Genomic DNA, 16,912 nt, shown 5'->3' with positions numbered 1-16,912 from the left:
CCGAGGGGGTTTCAGGGCCGTGCGGGAAGACCGGCCGTCCAGTCCAGCAGGGGCACGAGCTCCTCCTCGCCGGGGCGTGCGGGCGCGGCGGCCCGGTCGGCCGGGGACGCGGAGCTCACACCGCGGGAGATGTTGCCGCTGACGGTGATGTTGTGCTCCACGCGCGGTCGGCGCAGCTCCTCGTAGCGCGCGAGGGCCGCGTCCGTGTCCGGCACGTCGCGCAGGCACTTGGCGAGGACCACCGCGTCCTCCAGTGCCATCGACGCGCCCTGGCCGGTGGCCGGGGAGGCCGCGTGCGCGGCGTCGCCGACGAGCAGCACGCGGCCCGCGCGCCAGGGGCTGCCGGGCGGGATCTCGGTGGCGTTGGTGACCAGGACGTCGTCGCCGGTGGCCGTGACGATGTCCGCCGCCGGGGTGTCGTCCTTGCGGAGCGGCGGAAGCAGGGTCTCGCGCCATCCGGCGGGCGTGCCGCCGCCGGTCTTCTCGGCGGGCAGCGGGTCGCCGCTCACCCGCGCGAACCAGTACGTCTCCCCGTCGGGGGAGACCGCGAAGCCGAAGGCCGCCGCGCTGCCGCGCACCATCGTGATGCACGCGTCCCCCGCGGGCAGCCCCGCGGCGCCGGTGTAGCCGTAGAAGACCTGCTGGCCCGCGTAGGAAGGCCGGACGGCGGGCGCGATCGTCGCGCGGACGGCGGAGTTCAGGCCGTCGGCGCCGATCAGCAGGTCGCCGCTCGCCGAAGTGCCGTCGGCGAAGCGGGCGGTGACGCCGTCCGTGCCGTCCTCGACGGAGACGAGCCGTGCCCCGTGCCGGAAGGCGACGCCGCCGCGGGCGGCCTCCGCCTGCAGCGCGGAGCCGAGGTCGCCGCGGCGCAGGCACCGGTAGCGCAGGAGCGGGTCGGCCGCCTCGCCGAGCGGCACCCGCGCGAGCTGTGCGCCCGTGCCGTCCAGGACCCGCATCGAGGTCAGCGGGAAGCCGAGCGCGGTGACGACGGTCGAGGCGTCGAGCGCGGCCAGTGCGCGCATCCCGTTGCTCGCCAGGGTGAGGAACGCGCCCAGGTCCTCGGCCGAGTCCGGATGGGCCTCGTACACACGGGCGTCCAGCCCCGCCCTGTGCAGTGCCAGAGCCGTCGCCGCGCCCGCGATCCCGCCACCGATGACCAGCACCCGAGCCACGCCCACCCCCGTGTGTCCGTACGGCCCCCGTGGTCGTACGCGCACCTGTGAGAACGTCGCGCAGACGGCGGAGGTTCCGCCGACGGCGGCGATCAGAGGGGTTCACGCCGTGGACACGCAAGAAGCCGGTGGGGCCACGCCGTCCGTTGCGCGTGGCCCCACCGGCTCGCGTGATCTCAGGCGCCGCTCTCCCGGAGCATGTCCTCGCGCTCGACGATCTTCACGCGCTCGCGGCCCTGCGGCTCGCCCAGCGCCTTCTCGGCGGCGTCCAGCCGGTACCAGCCCTCCCAGGTGGTGAAGCGGACGTTCCGGTCGGCGAGGAACGCGTCCACGGCCGCGGGTTCGGGCGCGGCGGGGGTCTGCAGACGGCCGCCCGCGTAGTCGGCCAGCAGGTTGGCCACCGTCTCGTTGGCGTCGCCCTTGGTGTGGCCGATCAGGCCGACCGGGCCACGCCGGATCCAGCCGGTGACATACGTCGACTGCAGGTGCTCACCGGACTCCTGGACGACCCGGCCGCCCTTGTCCGGGACCGTGCCCGAGTCGATGTCCCAGGGCAGCTTGGGGAGTTTGTCGGACAGGTAGCCGACCGCGCGGTAGACGGCGGTGACGTCCCAGTCCTTGAACTCGCCGGTGCCCTTGACGTTGCCGGTGCCGTCCAGGGCGGTGCGCTCGGTGCGCAGCCCGACGACCTTGCCGTCCTCGCCGAGGACCTCGACGGGCGACTCGAAGAAGTGCAGGAACAGCTTGTGCGGGCGGTCGCCGACATCGCGGATCGCCCAGTTCTCCAAGGTCTTGGCGACCATGTCGGCCTGCTTGTTGCCGCGCCGGGTCTCGATCGAGCCCGCGTCGTAGTCGATGTCCTCGGGATCGACGATGACCTCGATGTTGGGGGAGTGGTCCAGCTCGCGCAGCTCCATCGGCGAGAACTTCGCCTGCGCCGGGCCACGGCGGCCGAACACGTGGATCTCCAGCGCCTTGTTGGCCATCAGGCCCTCGTGGACGTTCGGCGGGATCTCCGTCGGCAGCAGCTCGTCGGCCGTCTTGGCGAGGATGCGGGCCACGTCGAGGGCGACGTTGCCGACGCCGAGCACGGCGACCTTCTCGGCCTCCAGCGGCCAGGTGCGCGGCACGTCCGGGTGACCGTCGTACCAGGACACGAAGTCCGCGGCGCCGTAGGAGCCGTCGAGGTCGATGCCCGGTATGCGCAGCTCCCGGTCGGCCGTCGCGCCCGTCGAGAAGATCACGGCGTCGTAGAAGGCACGCAGGTCGTCGAGGCTGATGTCGTTCGGGTAGTCGACGTTGCCGAACAGCCGGATCTGCGGCTTGTCGAGCACCTGGTGCAGGGCCGTGATGATGCCCTTGATGCGGGGGTGGTCGGGGGCGACGCCGTAGCGGATCAGGCCGAACGGCGCGGGCATGCGCTCGAAGATGTCGATGGACACACCGGGTTCGGCGGCCACGTCGGACTTGAGCAACGCGTCGGCGGCGTAGATCCCGGCGGGGCCGGCTCCGACGATGGCTACCCGCAGGGGGCGGGGCATGATCAGGTTCCCTTCGAGCGGCGAATGGATCGACTCGAACAGGGAGCCTAAGCTAAGGCAAGCCTAAGTCGGTACGCGGGTCCGGTCTATGGGCTCATAAGCCGAATTTATGAGCCCACAGAGTGCGTCCGGTGGCGTCAGCCGATGTGGTAGCTGTCGCCGTAGACCTTCCAGTCCAGTGGCGTTTTCAGGCACAGGTTGCCCTTGCGCAGGAAGACGCGCTGCTCGGTGTCGACCCGGGTGGTGTCGCTGTGCGCCTCCTCCTGCTTCATCGCCCACACCCGGGCGTCCAGGAAGGCGTTGAGGTACGTCACCTCGTCGCCGCCCTGCGCCGGCGGCTTCGCCTTGTTCAGGGCGCGCTTGCGTATGTTGCGGAAGCTGGTGGGGTCGTCGCCGTCGCCGTGCATGACGATGGCGTCGTAGTACGCGAACTGTCCCAGCGTGCCGATTCCGTCCGCCTTGCCCTGCTTGACGGCCGGGTTGAAGTACACGCGGTCGCGCTCGTCGTTCTGCGCCTGCTGGAACGCGGTGTCCTGGGCCGCCTTGCGCCAGTCCTTGGGGAAGTTGGGGTCGAGTCCGTCGTGCGAGTCGGAGCCGTTCACCCGGCGCAGGGCCGGCAGGTACTTGGCGAGGACGTTGCCGGGCTTGCGGTCGGTGTAGAGCTGGACCAGGTCGAGCATGTCGCCCGTGCCCGAGCAGAAGCCGATGATGCCGGCGGTGTAGCCGCGCCCGTCACCGATGTCCTCGATGTACTTGTACTGCGCCTTCCAGTCGAGCGAGGAGTTCTCCGCGCTCGACACCAGCTGCATGGCGATCTCCTTCTTGGCGGGATCGTCCAGTCCCACGCAGCCCGCGGCGGCCGGGGCGGCCGAGGCGTGCGAGGGCCGCAGCAGCAGCGGGGCCGCCGCCAGGGACGCGCCGAACAGGGCGAGGACAGTGCGGCGCGAGGTGTTGACGGCGGTGCCGTCGGAAGCGTCTCTCACGGGTGCTCCAAAGGGGAGTGGGGGGTGGGGAGTTGGCCGTGCTTCACTCTGATAGGAAGGTTTCCTATCAGAAGCTGGCCGTGAGGAACACCCACTGCGGGGAAGTTCGCGGGGAACCGGGACAACTTCGTAGGGAACGACGAAGGGAGTCCGCTCAGGGCAGCGGCTGCTCGGCCCAGATGACCTTGCCCGCCGGCGTGTACCGCGTGCCCCAGCGCTCGGCGAGCTGGGCCACCAGGAACAGACCCCGGCCGCCCTCGTCGGTCATCGCCGCGTACCGCAGGTGCGGCGAGGTGCTGCTGCTGTCGAAGACCTCGCAGATCAAGGTGCGGTCGAACAGCACGCGTACGTGGATGGGATCGGCGCCGTAGCGGATCGCGTTGGTGACCAGCTCGCTCAGGATGAGCTCCGAGCTGAACGCCAGCTCGTCGAGCCCCCACTGCTCCAGGTGCCGGTTCAGCGCGGCCCGCACCCCGGCGACGGCCGCCGGGTCCGGGGGCACGTCCCACTCGGCGACGCGGTCGGCCGGCAGAGCCCGGGTGCGGGCGACGATCAGCGCGACGTCGTCGCTGGGCTTGGACGGCAGCTGCGTCTCGAGCACGGAACGGCAGGTCTCCTCCGGCGACTTGCCGGCCCGCTCCAGAGCGCCGCGCAGCATGTCGAGCCCCTCGTCGATGTCCCGGTCCCGGTCCTCGACCAGCCCGTCTGTGTACAGGACGAGACGGCTGCCCTCCTCCAGGGTCAGCTCGGCCGTCTCGAACGGCAGACCGCCGAGCCCGAGCGGCGGACCGGCCGGCACGTCGGGGAACGTGACGCTGCCGTCCGGCCGGACGAGGGCCGGCGGCGGGTGGCCGGCGCGGGCGACGGTGCAGGTCCGGGACACCGGGTCGTAGATCGCGTACAGGCAGGTCGCGCCGGTGACCGGGGCACTGCCGTCGTGCGCCGCCTCGTCCTGGTCGATGCGGGCGACCAACTCGTCCAGGAGCGCGACCAGCTCGTCGGGCGGCAGGTCCAGCGCGGAGAAGTTGTGCACCGCGGTGCGCAGCCGTCCCATCGTGGCCGCGGCGTGCAGTCCGTGCCCCACGACGTCGCCCACCACGAGCGCGACCCGCGCCCCCGACAGCGGCAGCACGTCGAACCAGTCGCCGCCCACCCCGGCCTGCGCGGGCAGATACCGGTAGGCGATGTCCAGGGCCGACTGCTCGGGCAGGCGGCGCGGGAGCAGACTGCGCTGCAGCGTCACGGCCATGCTGTGCTCGCGCGTGTAGCGGCGCGCGTTGTCGATGGAGACCGCGGCGCGGGCCACCAGCTCCTCGGCGAGGGCCAGCTCCTCCGTGTCGAACGGTTCGGGCTTCTCCGAGCGCCAGAAGCTGACGACGCCCAGCACCGAGGACCCGGCGCGCAGCGGCACGGTGATCAGCGAGTGGATGCCGTAGTCCACGACCTGTGCGGTCCGCTCCAGGTCCTGGGCGTGCCAGCCCGGCGCCAGGTCGAGGTCCGGTTCGAGCACGGCCTGCTCGAAGCGCAGGCTGCGGGCCTGCGGCGAGGTGTCGACGAACCGGAGCTGGCGGCCCACCGGATACAGCGGCGCGTCCTCGCGGATCCCGCTCACCGCGGTACGGCGCAGCGGAGTCACCGCCTCCGGCTGGCCGCCGCCGAGCACCGCGTCGAACAGGTCCACGGTCGCGAAGTCCGCGAACCGGGGCACGGCCAGCTCCGCGAGCTCCTGGGCGGTGCGGGTGACGTCCAGGCTGGTGCCGATGCCCACCCCGGCGTCGTACAGCATCTCCAGGCGCTCGCGGGCCGCCTCCGCGCGGCCCGACAGGGCGCGCAGCTCGGTCGAGTCACGCAGGGTGGCGACACTGCCGGGCGGGCCGCCCTGGACGTCGGTGGGGCGCTGGTTGACCGCCAGCAGCCGGTCCTTGACCAGGTGCACCTCGTCCGTGGCGACGCGACCGGAGGCCAGCAGGTCGGCGGTGTCCGCGGGCAGGCCCAGCTCCAGGACGTGCCGGCCCTCGGCGTCCTCGGGCAGGTCGAGCAGCCGGTGCGCCTCGTCGTTGGCGAGCAGCAGCCGCCCCTCGCCGGTGGCGATGAGCACGCCCTCGCGTACGGCGTGCAGCACGGCGTCGTGGTGCTCGTACATCCGGGTCATCTCGTGCGGCCCGAGTCCGTGCGTCTGACGCAGCAGACGTCGGCTCACCAGTGCCGTGCCGCCCGTGGCCAGGGCGAGTGCGACGGCGGCGGTCAGCAGCACGAGCGGCAGCTGGTGGTTGGCGGCGCCGCCGATGTTGCGGGTCGTGACGCCGGCCGACACCAGGCCCACGACCTTGCCGTCGGGCGCCTTGACCGGCACGACCGCCTGGTCCAGCCGCCCGATCGTCCCGTTGATCTCCTCGACCACGGTCTTGCCGGCCAGCGCGGGCGCGATGGTGCCGACGAACTTCTTGCCGATCCGGTTCGGTTTGGGGTGGGTGTAGCGGATGCCGTCGGTGTTCATGACGACGATGAAGTCCACGCCGGTCGCCTTGCGGGCAGCCTCCGCCCGGGGCTGCAGGATCGCCGTGGGGTGAGGGCTGCTCAGCGCCTCGCGGGTGCCCGGCGCGTTGGCGAAGGCCTCGGCGACCGCGACCGACCGCCTGCGGGCCTCCTGCGTGCTGTCGTGGCGTGCCTGCAGGTACAGCGAGACCACCGCGGCGACCACCAGCAGCAGCACGATCACCACCTGCAGGAGGAACACCTGCCCGGCGACGCTCCGCCCGGTCAGCGCCGAGCGCAGTCTTCCCGTCCGTTTCGGCTCCGCGGGGTCTGGGCGCCCGCCCGTGCGGGCTGCACCGGCCCGTGTATGCCGCCTGTGGGCCGCGCGGGCATGGTCGACCCCGCGCCGGGCGCGGGGACCGCCGGGACGACGGTGAGCGGACCGGGTCCCGGAGCGGTCCGGAAGTCGGACCATGTGCCCATGTCTACACTGCCGGGCCCCGGGAGGCGAGAGGCGTCACAGAGGGTGACGGGGTGCCCTTCCGGCGGAAAGCGGTGTCATCGGGGGTGTGGCGCGATGCCGCGCGGGTGGTCCCGTGACCGCGTGTGGGCGGCGCCGGGCCATGTCGTGCGGGTGCGGTGCCATGTCTCCGTGCGTCCGGCGTCCTGCGTCCTGCGTCCTGCGTCCGCCGTCCGGCGATCTCGGGTGGCCGTGATGCCGTGCGTCCGGTGATTCGGCGGGGGCGTGTTTCCGTGCGGGTGAGTGTCGGGCGATTCGGTGGGGGGTCCCGTGCGGGTGGGTTCGGCGATCCGGCGGGGGCGTGATCCCGTGCGGGTGGTGTCCCGCCTTCCCACGCGGGGGGCGCGCGCGTTCCCGCGCAGGCGGCGTCTCGCGTTCCCCTGCGGGCGGCGTTCCGCCCTCCCGTGCGGGTGGTGTCCCGGGTTCCCGTGCGGGCGGCGTTCCGCCCTCCCGTGCGGGCGGCGTCCCGCGTTCCCGTGCAGGCGGCGTCCCGCCTTCCCGCGCAGGCGGGGGCCCGCGATCTCGTGGGGTGGCTCCTTGCGATCCGTGTGGGCGCGGTCAGGGGTGCACGCCCCCGGAGGGCAGCGGTGAAGCCCCCGGCGTCGTGGTCGCCGGTGAGGAAAGGGTTCCTCAGGTGGGTGGGCGCAGTGGGTGGATGCCCCGGCGGTGGCTGCGTGCCGCTACCCGGCGGGTGGCGAGGAGCAGGGCGATGTCGTCGGGGCGGTCGGCGGTGTGCCGGGCTTTGGCGGTGAGCCGGTCGGCGACCCCGGCGAGCGGTCGCCGGCCCGGACGCGCGGCCGAGGCCCCCGCCCTCGCCAGGGCCACGCGCAGCGCGGTGATGCCCTCGTCGATGTCGACGCCGGGCCGTTCGACGAGCCCGTCCGTGTACAGCGCGAGCACCGCGCCCGGCTCGATCAGCAGCTCGGTGACCGGGTAGCGGGCGTGCGGGTCCACCCCCAGCACCACACCGCCGGGCAGGTCCACGACCTCCGTGTGACCGTCCGGACGGCGCAGCAGCGGCGGCGGGTGCCCGGCGTTCGCGGCCCTGGCCAGTCCGGAGGCCGGATCCAGCCGGATGTAGCAGCAGCTCGCGAACTGGCCGGGGTCGAGGTCGATGAGCAGGTGGTTGACGCCGCTCAGCACCTCGTCGGGCGGCCGGTCGCCGAGCGCGAACGCCCTCACCGCGCTGCGCAGTTGCCCCATCGTAGCGGCGGCCGACACCCCGTGCCCCTGCACGTCGCCGATCACCAGCGCCAGACCGTCACCGGCCTCCACGACGTCGTACCAGTCGCCGCCCACCTCCATGCCCTGGGTGCCCGGCAGATAGCGTCCGGCGGTGTCGACCTGCGGATGGACGGACAGCCGGCGGGGGAGGAGGGCCTGCTGCAGCCCGCGGGCCAGCGCGGCCTCGCTCTCGTAGCGCTGTGCCTTCTCCATGGCGTGGGCGATCAGTCCGGCGAGCGCGGTGAGCACCGCGCGCTCATCGGTGCTGAAGGTGCGCGGCACGTCGAAGCCCAGGATGCAGGAGCCGACCGGCCGGCCGGAGGCGATCAGCGGCAGGAAGGCGCGCGCTCCGCGAGTGGCGTCCAGCGGGATGCCGGGGTAGGCGTCCGTCAGCTGCTGCATCGAGTCGAAGAACAGCGGCCGGCCACTGGTCAGCGTCTCCACACCGGGCAGATGGGCGTCCAGCCCCACACCTTCGAAGGGGGTCAGGAACCCCTTGGGGAAGCCGTTCTCCCAGGCGAGGTAGAGATGCCGGTCCTGCAACAGGTAGATGGCGAGGCGGCGGCCGCCGAACGCGGGCAGCAGCTCCCGCATGACCACGGCCGCCACCTGGCGCGCCGTCACCGCCTCGGTGAGCGCGATGGCCAGGACGATGGGCCGGTACAGCGGGGCCAGCGACGCGGCGCGGGGCGCTGCCTCGGGGACCGTCTCCTCCGGCTCGGCCGCGGGAGGCAGCCCGGCGGCCTCGGCGACCCGGCTCGCCGGGCGGAAGGTGCACGCGAGGACGTCGGGACCCGGAAAGACGCACACATCGAGCCAGGCGCCCTCGTACGGCGTTCCGTCGGCGTCTTCTTCGAGCGAAGGGTCGGCGCTCGCGCCGGCCGGGCGGGCGACGTGGAAGCGCACCGGCTCCGGGGAGAGCAGAGCACCGCGCAGGTGGTCCTCGCAGGTCGGCTGGTTCAGCCAGGGCACGCCCTCCCACAGCGAGCGGCCGAGCAGCTCGGCCCGGGTGCTGTTCAGGAGCTGAGCGGCTCGCGGGTTGGCGTAGTGGATCACCCCCAGCCGGTCCAGGCACAGGACACCGTCCGGCAGCAGGTCGGCCGCCGCGTCGGCCGCCGCTCCGGGTCCCGGATCGACGACGAAGCCCCGGACCGGGTGGGCGCCCGACGGTGTGCCGGGCGGGGAGGGCGCGGCGTACGGGCTCCACAGCTCCACCAGCCGCAGCGCCTCGTCCGCGGCTCGCACGTACAGCGGCAGGGGTGGTGGTCTGCCCGCCGCGGTCTCCCGCAGCGCCGCCAGCACCCGTGACGGGTCGGCCGGGGCGACGGCCTCGGCGAGGGCGTGCACACCGGGGCCGAACTCCTCGCCCGGCACCCCCAGCAGCGCGGGCAGCCGTTCGTCGACCGTCACCACGTCGGTCACCGGATCCCAGGCGAACCCCCCGGCCCGCCCGGCCGGCGGGCGGGTGCCGGGCGGTCGTACGCACATGGGCTCGCCGTCCCAGGCGACGGGCGGGCTGCCGCGGCCGCTCTCCAGCCGAAGCAGGGCCGCGCCCAGGTCCTCGGCCACCGCGGCCATGCGGTCGCGGTGGTGCATCAGTTCGGCGGCGTCCGCGGCGGAAGGGCGCAGCACGGTGAGCACGCCGTAGGTGGTCCCCCCGCCCACCACCGGGACGTAGAGCGAACCGAACTGGAACGGCAGCCCGGCGGCGAACTGCGGATAGCGGCGCATTGTCTCGGTGGCGTTCGGCAGCACCACCTGTACGCCGAGCCGGTAGGCGTCGGCCACCGGGAAGGGCCGGTCGACGTGCATCCGCCACCAGGGCCGGAACAGCGGGCCGGGCAGTCCGGCCAGTACCGCCAGCCGCAGCAGTCCGGGCGTGCCGGAGCGCAGATAGATGCCCCCGGAATGGCCGCTGGCCACGCCGATCGCCTCTTCCGAGGCGTCGATCAGCAGCGTGGCCAGCTGCCCGGACGTCCGGTCCGCGTCCTCCGCGCTCCCAGTCATCGGCCCTACCTCGTCCGTGCCGCCCTAGCGGATGACACAGCAAGAATGCGCCACCAGGGGCCCCGGGCGCACCCGGGCGGACGGTGTGGATCCGGCGACGTGAGTGAGAGAGGCGCTGCAAGGGAACGCGCCGGGCGCCCGCGAAGCGCTCCCGGCGCGCTCGGACCAGGGACTTTTGCGCCAATCGCGGGAGCCTCGGGCGGCCGCGCGGGGACCCACCCCGCGGGATCTCCCGAGCGGTCCGGTGCCCGGCGGATGGCAAGCGCCCGCGTCCGAGTCGGGTTCCGGTGCCGAGCGAAGGGCAGGAGCCGGCGCACGAGGGGGCACGGTGCCGGAACCGGAATGTGGTCGGCCACCTGGTTCACAGGACCTTGTGGGAGCGCTCCCAGAGAGTCAGGATGCTGCGGTGACCTCGACTCCCATCGTTCGCCCCTACCGGCCCGAGGACCGTGCGGCCCTCGATGACATCTGTGTCCGTACCGCCCATGTCGGCCAGGACAGCCGGGGCGTCTACGCGGACCCGTCGATCTTCCCGGCGGCCTTCGCGGCGCCCTACGCCCATCTGGAACCCGAGCTGGCGTTCGTTCTCGACGACGGGCACGGGCAGGCGGTCGGCTACATCGTCGGCACCGCCGACACCCCGCGCTACGTCGCGGAGTTCCGCGCCAAGTGGCTGCCCCTCGTCGCGGAGCGCTACCCGGAGCCCGCCGAACCGCCGAAGAACCCCGACGAGGCGATCGTCCTGCTGCTGCACCGGCCCGAGCGGATGATCGTCCCCGAAGTCGCCGCCTATCCAGCCCACCTGCACATCGACCTGCTCCCCGGCTGGCAGGGCCGCGGATACGGCCGCGCGCTGATGCGGGCCCTCCTGCAGGCGCTGAGCGACCGGGAGGTGGCCGCCGTCCACCTGTGCATGGTCACGGCCAACACACCGGCCCGGGCCTTCTACGACCGCCTGGGCTTCCACGAGATCGAGGTGCCCGACCCCGGCCCGGTCACGTATCTGGGGCGTACGACGGGGGACTTGGACGCCCTCTGAGGTGCCGTACGGCCATCAGATCCAGGTGTCCAGCCACATCCGCGCGTGCCAGTCGGCGTAGGGGATCGCCTGGCCCGCGTACAGGGGGAAGAAGTAGATGAAGCTCCAGGCGATGAGCAGCACCAGCGCCCCCGCGGCCACCGCGCCCACCACGCGCCGTCCCTCACCCGCCCGCGGCGGCCCCAGCAGGGCGCCCACCAGCATCGCGACGGCCAGGCACAGGTACGGCACGAACGAGACGGCGTAGAAGGAGAAGATCGTCCGGTCCTGGAAGCCGAACCAGGGCAGATAGCCGGCCGCCACCGCGCACAGCACGGCCCCCGCCCGCCAGTCGCGGCGCAGCGCCCACCGGAAGAGCAGGTAGACCAGCGCGGCGCAGGCCGTCCACCACAGCAGTGGCGTACCCAGCGCGAGGATCTCCTGGGAGCACGGGGACGTGCTGTGACAGCCCTGCTGCCCCGGCTGCGGAGTCTCGTAGTAGAAGGACACGGGCCGGCCGAGGACCAGCCAACTCCATGGGTTGGACTGGTACTTGTGCGGGGAGTGCAGGTTCACGTTGAACTGGTAGACGAGGTACTCGTAGTGCCACAGGCTGCGCAGCGGGGCCGGGACCCAGGACCAGGCGCCGCCGCGGCCGTCCGCCCAGTGCCGGTCGTAGCCCTTGTCGGACAGGAACCATCCCGTCCAGGTGGCCAGATACGTCACCACGGCGACCGGTACCAGGGACAGCACGGACCAGCCGAGGTCCCGGCGCAGCACCGACCGGTACGGGCGGTACGCGCCGGCGACCCGGCGTGCGCCGACGTCCCACAGCACGGTCAGGGCGGTGAAGAACACGAGGAAGTACAGGCCGTTCCACTTGCTGGAGGCCGCCAGCCCCAGGAACACGCCGGCCGCGAGCCGCCACGGGCGCAGGCCCAGGCGCGTGTGCGTGCCCGCGTCGTGGTCGGGCCCGGCCGAACCGTCCTCACGCAGCGGCAGCGCGGCCGCGAGCCGGGCCCGGGACCGGTCGCGGTCGATCAGCAGACAACCGAAGGCCGCCAGCGCGAAGAACATGACGACGATGTCGAGCAGCGCGGTGCGGCTCATCACGAAGTGCAGGCCGTCCACGGCCATCAGGGCCCCGGCCAGACAGCCCAGCGCCGTGGACCGGAACAGCCGGCGTCCGATGCGGCACAGCATGAGGACCGACAGCGTGCCGAGCAGCGCCGTCATGAACCGCCAGCCGAACGGGCCCAGCCCGAACAGCCCCTCGCCGAGGGCGATCACCCACTTCCCCATCGGCGGGTGCGCGACGAAGGAGGCGGTGTCGGAGAGCGGGATCACCTGAGGGTGGGCCAGCAGCTGCGGGTCGGCGATCTTGCGGTCCGGCCAGGTCCCCTCGTAGCCGTGCCGCAGCATCGACCAGGCGTCCTTGGCGTAGAACGTCTCGTCGAAGACGACCGCCCGGGGCTGTCCCAGCCGCCAGAAGCGGAGCACCCCGGCGAGGACGCCGACGAGGACCGGCCCGAGCCAGCCCATCGCGGCTCCCGTCCGGCCGGTGGGGCGGGGAAAGGGCGGTATCAGACGCGCGCGGGTGTCGGCGCGGGGGAGGGTCGGGCAGCCGAACCGCCGCAGTCGCGCGGCCCATGCGGTGGCCTCGGGCACGACGGCCGCGCGCACGTCTTCGTCGACTCCGGTGTCACTGGTCATCGGATCATCGTAGGGAACGCGCGTACGAGCCGTGACGATCTCCCGGACAGAGACGGCGATGATCCTCAACCGCCCCCGCGTGTCGTCTGTTTGACTGGGCGGGTGCTCTCCCGTCCCGCCCTGATCGTCGTCGGCGGCCCGCCCGGAAGCGGCAAGACGACCCTCGCCCACGAGCTCGCCCGCCTGGTGGGCTGCCCGGCCGTCTGCCGGGACGAGATCAAGGAGGGCATGGTCCACGCGACGCCCGGCTTCGTGCCCGGTCCCGGGGACGAACTGAGCATGCGCACGCTGTCCACGTTCTTCGGCGTCCTCGACGTGCTTCTCCGGGCCGGCGTGACCACCGTCGCGGAGGCGGCGTTCCAGGACCGCGTCTGGCGCCCGGGCCTGCGACCCCTGCTGGGTCTCGCCGACATCCGGGTCGTCCACTGCCGGGCGGACGCCCGCGTGGTGCTGCACCGCAGGCGCCGACGGCTTCGGGACACGCCCCTGCGGTGGGCGCACGGCGAACGTTCCTACGACGATCCCGAGGAACATGCCCGCGACTACGACGCCTTCGACCGGGTCTCCCTCGACGTGCCGTCCCTCGAGGTCGACACCACCCGCGGATACGCCCCCGCGCTCGACGAGATCGCGGCGTTCGCCGCCGCCCGCCGCATGTGACGGACGGCCGCCGTGCCCCCGATCAGCTTTCGGGACGGCTCACTTCGGCAGCGTTCCGGGGTTCGTGGCCCACTCGGTGTTCGGCTGCTCGACCAGCCGGAAGTCGAGCCGGCCACCGGTGCGGAGCAGACCGGCGCCCGTCCACGACCGTTGCAGAGGGCGCCCGTCGAGCCGTACGGCGTCGATGTACGCGTGCGCGTCGTCGGCCCGCGGCGCGGTGATCACGAGGTCGGCGCCGCCCGGCCGGTCCACCACCGCGGCCGGGAAGACCGGGGCGCCCAGCAGGAGGTTCGCGGTCCCCGGCGTCTGCGGATAGATGCCGAGGGCGGCGAAGACGTACCAGGCGGACATGGTGCCCAGGTCGTCATTGCCGGGCAGGCCCGACGGGCCCGTGCCGTAGACGGTGTCGACGATCCGGCGGACGGTCGCCTGCGTCTTCCACGGCTGTCCCAGGGCGTTGTACAGCCAAGGGGCGTGGATGCCGGGCTCGTTGGTCGGGTCGTAGCGCAACGGGTCGCCGCCGCGCACGGACCAGGAACCGTCGGCGTTGTGGAAGAAGCCGTCCAGCCGGGTCGCCGCCGCCTCCCGGCCGCCCATCGCCTCGGCCAGGCCCTGGACGTCCTGCGGCACCATCCAGGTGTAGGTCGCGCTCGTGCCCTGCGCGAAGCCCAAGTCGCTCCCCGGGCTGAACGGGGTCACCCAGGAGCCGTCGAGCCTGCGAGCCCGGACGTATCCGGTGGCCGGGTCGAACACGTTGCGCCAGTACGCGGCCCGCTCGGTGAAGACCTTCGCCTCCGTGTCCCGGCCCAGCAGCCGCGCCCACCGCGCCAGCGCGGAGTCGGCGACGGCGTCCTCCAGGGTCTCGGCCGCCCCGCCCCAGCAGTGGCACACGTCCTGCGCCGCGTAGTGCGAGCTCAAGTACTGCGCGAGATTGGGGCGTTGGCCGACGCACTGCCCCGGGCAGCCGGCGTCGGAGAGGCCGTCGGGATGCGGCACGGTGGCCTGCCGGACAAGGGAGTCGAAGGCGCCCTCGTAGTCGAAGTTGCGCACCCCCATGGCGTAGAAGGTGGCCAGTGTCGCCGCGGACGGGTCGCCGGTCATCACATGCGTGGCACCGCTGACGTGCACCCAGCGGTCCCACACCCCGCCGTTCTGCCGCGCGAAGTTGTACAGGGACTGGGCGAAGTCGCCCGCGACGGTGGGCTCGAGGAGGGCGAGCAGCTGGATCTGCGCCCGGTACTGGTCCCAGCCGGAGAAGTTGCTGTACTGCGCCCGCTGACCGGGCGCCGGCCGGTGCACCTGCTGGTCCATGCCCCAGTACCGCCCGTCGGCGTCACTGATCAGGTTCGGCTGCGTCAGGGCGTGGTACAGCGCGGTGTAGAAGGACTGCCGGCGTGCGACGCCGCCCCCTCGCACGCGTACGGCCGTCAGCTCCCGGTCCCAGACCCGCGCCCCCGCGTCGGCGACCTGCCGGACGCTCGCGTGCGCCGGTATCTCCTCGCGCAGGTTGGCCTCGGCGCCCCCGAGGCTGACGTAGGAGATGCCGATCCGCATGTGGACATCGTTGTCGGAGCGGGTGTCGAAGCCGACCCAGCCGCCCGAGCCGCGCCCCGCCCGCTCGGCGCCCGTCGCGTATCCCTCGCCTCCGGAGGCGGACGTCGTACCGGGGGAGAGGGTGCCGTCCCTCCAGGTGCCGGTGGAGGAGAAGGCGCGGTCGAAGGACGCGCTGAAGTACAGCCGGTAGTAGCTCTTTCGGTTGTTGACGCCGCCGTTGGCGCGGCGGCCGCAGAAGGCGCCGGTGAGCACCCAGCCGGTCACCTTGCGGTGCGCGGCGTCGATGTCGACGTGCGCGTCCTCGCTGCCGTTGAGGGAGTTGGAGACCCGGAAGAGCAGGTTGGCCGGACGGTCGGCGGGGAAGGTGAAGTCGGCGACGCCCGCGCGCTCGCCGACCGCGAGGTCCGCCTTGGCGCCGGACGCCAGGCCCAGGGTGTAGCGGCCGGGTGTCGCCTTCTCGTCGGCGTGCGTGAAGTCGGCCGCGTAGACGGCGTCCTTGGTGTCCGCGGACGGCGACGAGGTCACGTCGCCGACGAACGGCATGATCGGTACGTCACCCGCGGCGCCCGGGTTGCAGCCGGCGCCGTTGACATGGGTCAGGCTCAGGCCGCGGATGCGGGTGACGCCGTACTGGTAGCCGTTGGCCGCTCCCGTGCTCGTCTGGTCCCCGGTCGTACTGGTCGGTGACCAGGCGATCATCCCGTACGGCAGGGTGGCGCCGGGGTAGGTGTTGCCGCCGTTGGCGGAACCGATCAGGGGATCGACGAGCGAGGACGGGCGCTCGTCGGGGCCGTCCGCACCCGCTGACGGGAACGGAACGCCCACGGCGAGGGCGGTGGTGATCAGGACGGCCGCGGATCTCGCGCCGAATCGTCGTGCCGCGCGCGGTCGTTGCAGGCGCATGCGTGAGTCGCCTCTCGGTGACGGAACGAGGACCCGGACCGCTTCCGGGCCGCGCGCAAGGCTAGGAGGCCGCCAGGTGAAAGGGGAGAGTCGGCCGGGGCGCGGTGGTGAAGACGGGGTGAACGGTGGGGCGTTGGGGCGTCGGGGTGGCGGTGCGTCAGGAGCCGGTGCCGGGGTGCCGGGGCGTTGGGGCGTCGCCCACAGGGGCGGCGGGCCGCCCGGCGTCCCTGCGCGGGAGCCTGCGCCGCGGCCGGCCCGTCGGCCGGCCGGATGGCCCATGATGTGCGGGTGACTTCGCTGACCTTCGCGCACCACTGTCACCAGATCGTCGCTCAGACCGACCTGCTCAGAGAGCAGGTAGAAGGGGCGGACACCGCCACCCCCGTGCCGACCTGCCCCGGATGGGACCTCGGCCGTCTGCTGCGGCACGTGGGCGGTGACCATCGCTGGGCGGAGGAGATCGTCCGGACGCGGGCCGCCGAACCCGTCGCCGGTGATGGCGTCGACGACCCCCGGACGTATGCCGGGCTGGACGGCTCGGCACTCGACGGCTGGCTGGGTGAGGGCGCTGCCGGGCTCGCCGCCACGTTGCGCGGTGCCGGGCCGGACGTGCGGGTCTGGACCCCGGCCGACGGCGGTGTCGTACCGCAGTCCGCCGGCTTCTGGGCCAGGCGGATGACCCATGAGACGGTCGTCCACCGGGCAGACGCGGCGCTCGCGGTCGGCGCCGGGTTCGGCCTGGACGACGAGCTGGCGGTCGACGCGGTGGAGGAGTGGCTGGAGTTCTCGACGGTCGCCGAGGCCTACGAGCCGACGCCCGGCACACCCGGTCTGCTCGGGCCCGGCCGCACGCTCCGCCTCGACGCGCCCGGCGCCGGACAGTGGCACGTCGACCTCACCGGCTACCGGCCGGCGTGGCGTGCCGGGGCCGGGCAGGCCGCCGTGGTCGTGCGCGGACCCGTGACGGAGCTGCTGCTGTTCCTCTACCGCCGCCCCGCGCCGGCCGTCGAGACGCGGGGTGACGCGGCACTGCTCGAACTCTGGCTGAAGCGCACGGGGTTCTGGCTGGAGGCATAGCCCGGCACCCGGGGTCCCGCGGCACGTCTTGGACCCCCGCTGCTCGGGATCACCTGCCGACGGCC

General features: G+C 73.1%; 10 protein-coding genes. 3 read left to right on the top strand and 7 right to left on the bottom strand.

Going from position 1 to position 16,912, the window contains the following annotated elements:
- Positions 1–11: 11 nt before the first annotated feature.
- The 5 genes from ACQF4J_RS05315 to ACQF4J_RS05295 form a co-directional block, all read right to left on the bottom strand.
- Positions 12–1,172 carry an FAD-dependent monooxygenase gene (locus ACQF4J_RS05315; RefSeq protein ID WP_427164781.1) on the bottom strand — a complete coding sequence of 387 codons (1,161 nt, stop codon included), beginning with the start codon at positions 1,170–1,172 and terminating at the stop codon, positions 12–14.
- A 176-nt stretch (positions 1,173–1,348) separates the two neighbouring features.
- The gene (locus tag ACQF4J_RS05310) at positions 1,349–2,713 is read right to left on the bottom strand and encodes an FAD-dependent oxidoreductase (RefSeq protein ID WP_351803747.1); all 1,365 of its coding nucleotides are present in this window, start codon (positions 2,711–2,713) and stop codon (positions 1,349–1,351) included.
- A gap of 137 nt (positions 2,714–2,850) precedes the next feature.
- Positions 2,851–3,696 carry a chitosanase gene (locus tag ACQF4J_RS05305; RefSeq protein WP_351563932.1) on the bottom strand — a complete coding sequence of 282 codons (846 nt, stop codon included), beginning with the start codon at positions 3,694–3,696 and terminating at the stop codon, positions 2,851–2,853.
- Between the two features lie 154 nt (positions 3,697–3,850).
- The gene (locus tag ACQF4J_RS05300) at positions 3,851–6,646 is read right to left on the bottom strand and encodes a SpoIIE family protein phosphatase (RefSeq protein ID WP_427164780.1); all 2,796 of its coding nucleotides are present in this window, start codon (positions 6,644–6,646) and stop codon (positions 3,851–3,853) included.
- Positions 6,647–7,321: 675 nt separating this feature from the next.
- On the bottom strand, positions 7,322–9,922 hold the full coding sequence (locus ACQF4J_RS05295; protein WP_351803743.1) for a SpoIIE family protein phosphatase: 2,601 nt from the start codon (positions 9,920–9,922) through the stop codon (positions 7,322–7,324).
- Between the two features lie 406 nt (positions 9,923–10,328).
- On the opposite strand from ACQF4J_RS05295, the gene ACQF4J_RS05290 reads away from it, so the two are divergent.
- Positions 10,329–10,961 carry a GNAT family N-acetyltransferase gene (locus ACQF4J_RS05290; protein ID WP_427164779.1) on the top strand — a complete coding sequence of 211 codons (633 nt, stop codon included), beginning with the start codon at positions 10,329–10,331 and terminating at the stop codon, positions 10,959–10,961.
- A 15-nt stretch (positions 10,962–10,976) separates the two neighbouring features.
- Here ACQF4J_RS05290 and ACQF4J_RS05285 read toward each other — a convergent pair whose 3' ends face one another.
- Positions 10,977–12,653 (bottom strand): dolichyl-phosphate-mannose--protein mannosyltransferase, encoded by a 1,677-nt coding sequence (locus ACQF4J_RS05285; RefSeq protein ID WP_427164778.1) that lies wholly within the window; start codon positions 12,651–12,653, stop codon positions 10,977–10,979.
- A 102-nt stretch (positions 12,654–12,755) separates the two neighbouring features.
- Between ACQF4J_RS05285 and ACQF4J_RS05280 the strand changes: the two genes are divergently transcribed.
- Positions 12,756–13,313 carry an AAA family ATPase gene (locus ACQF4J_RS05280; RefSeq protein ID WP_351563921.1) on the top strand — a complete coding sequence of 186 codons (558 nt, stop codon included), beginning with the start codon at positions 12,756–12,758 and terminating at the stop codon, positions 13,311–13,313.
- Between the two features lie 39 nt (positions 13,314–13,352).
- Here the strand turns inward: ACQF4J_RS05280 and ACQF4J_RS05275 are convergent, their stop codons facing one another.
- Positions 13,353–15,770, bottom strand: a complete 2,418-nt coding sequence (locus ACQF4J_RS05275; RefSeq protein WP_427164777.1) for a GH92 family glycosyl hydrolase — start codon at positions 15,768–15,770, stop codon at positions 13,353–13,355.
- Positions 15,771–16,058: 288 nt separating this feature from the next.
- Here ACQF4J_RS05275 and ACQF4J_RS05270 point away from each other — a divergent pair, with 288 nt between their 5' ends.
- Positions 16,059–16,847 (top strand): maleylpyruvate isomerase family mycothiol-dependent enzyme, encoded by a 789-nt coding sequence (locus ACQF4J_RS05270; RefSeq protein WP_427164776.1) that lies wholly within the window; start codon positions 16,059–16,061, stop codon positions 16,845–16,847.
- Positions 16,848–16,912: the final 65 nt, after the last annotated feature.

Source organism: Streptomyces sp. C1-1 (genome assembly GCF_050214755.1).
Taxonomy (GTDB): domain Bacteria; phylum Actinomycetota; class Actinomycetes; order Streptomycetales; family Streptomycetaceae; genus Streptomyces.
The sequence above is the reverse complement of the archived record's forward strand: the minus strand, read 5'-3'. Positions and strand labels throughout refer to the sequence as shown.

Coding starts and splice junctions, on each gene's coding strand:
- ACQF4J_RS05310 (WP_351803747.1), bottom strand. CDS start 2,713: ATGCCCCGCCCCCTGCGGGTAGCCATCGTCGGAGCCGGCCCCGCCGGG.
- ACQF4J_RS05300 (WP_427164780.1), bottom strand. CDS start 6,646: ATGGTCCGACTTCCGGACCGCTCCGGGACCCGGTCCGCTCACCGTCGT.
- ACQF4J_RS05295 (WP_351803743.1), bottom strand. CDS start 9,922: ATGACTGGGAGCGCGGAGGACGCGGACCGGACGTCCGGGCAGCTGGCC.
- ACQF4J_RS05285 (WP_427164778.1), bottom strand. CDS start 12,653: ATGACCAGTGACACCGGAGTCGACGAAGACGTGCGCGCGGCCGTCGTG.
- ACQF4J_RS05275 (WP_427164777.1), bottom strand. CDS start 15,770: ATGCGCCTGCAACGACCGCGCGCGGCACGACGATTCGGCGCGAGATCC.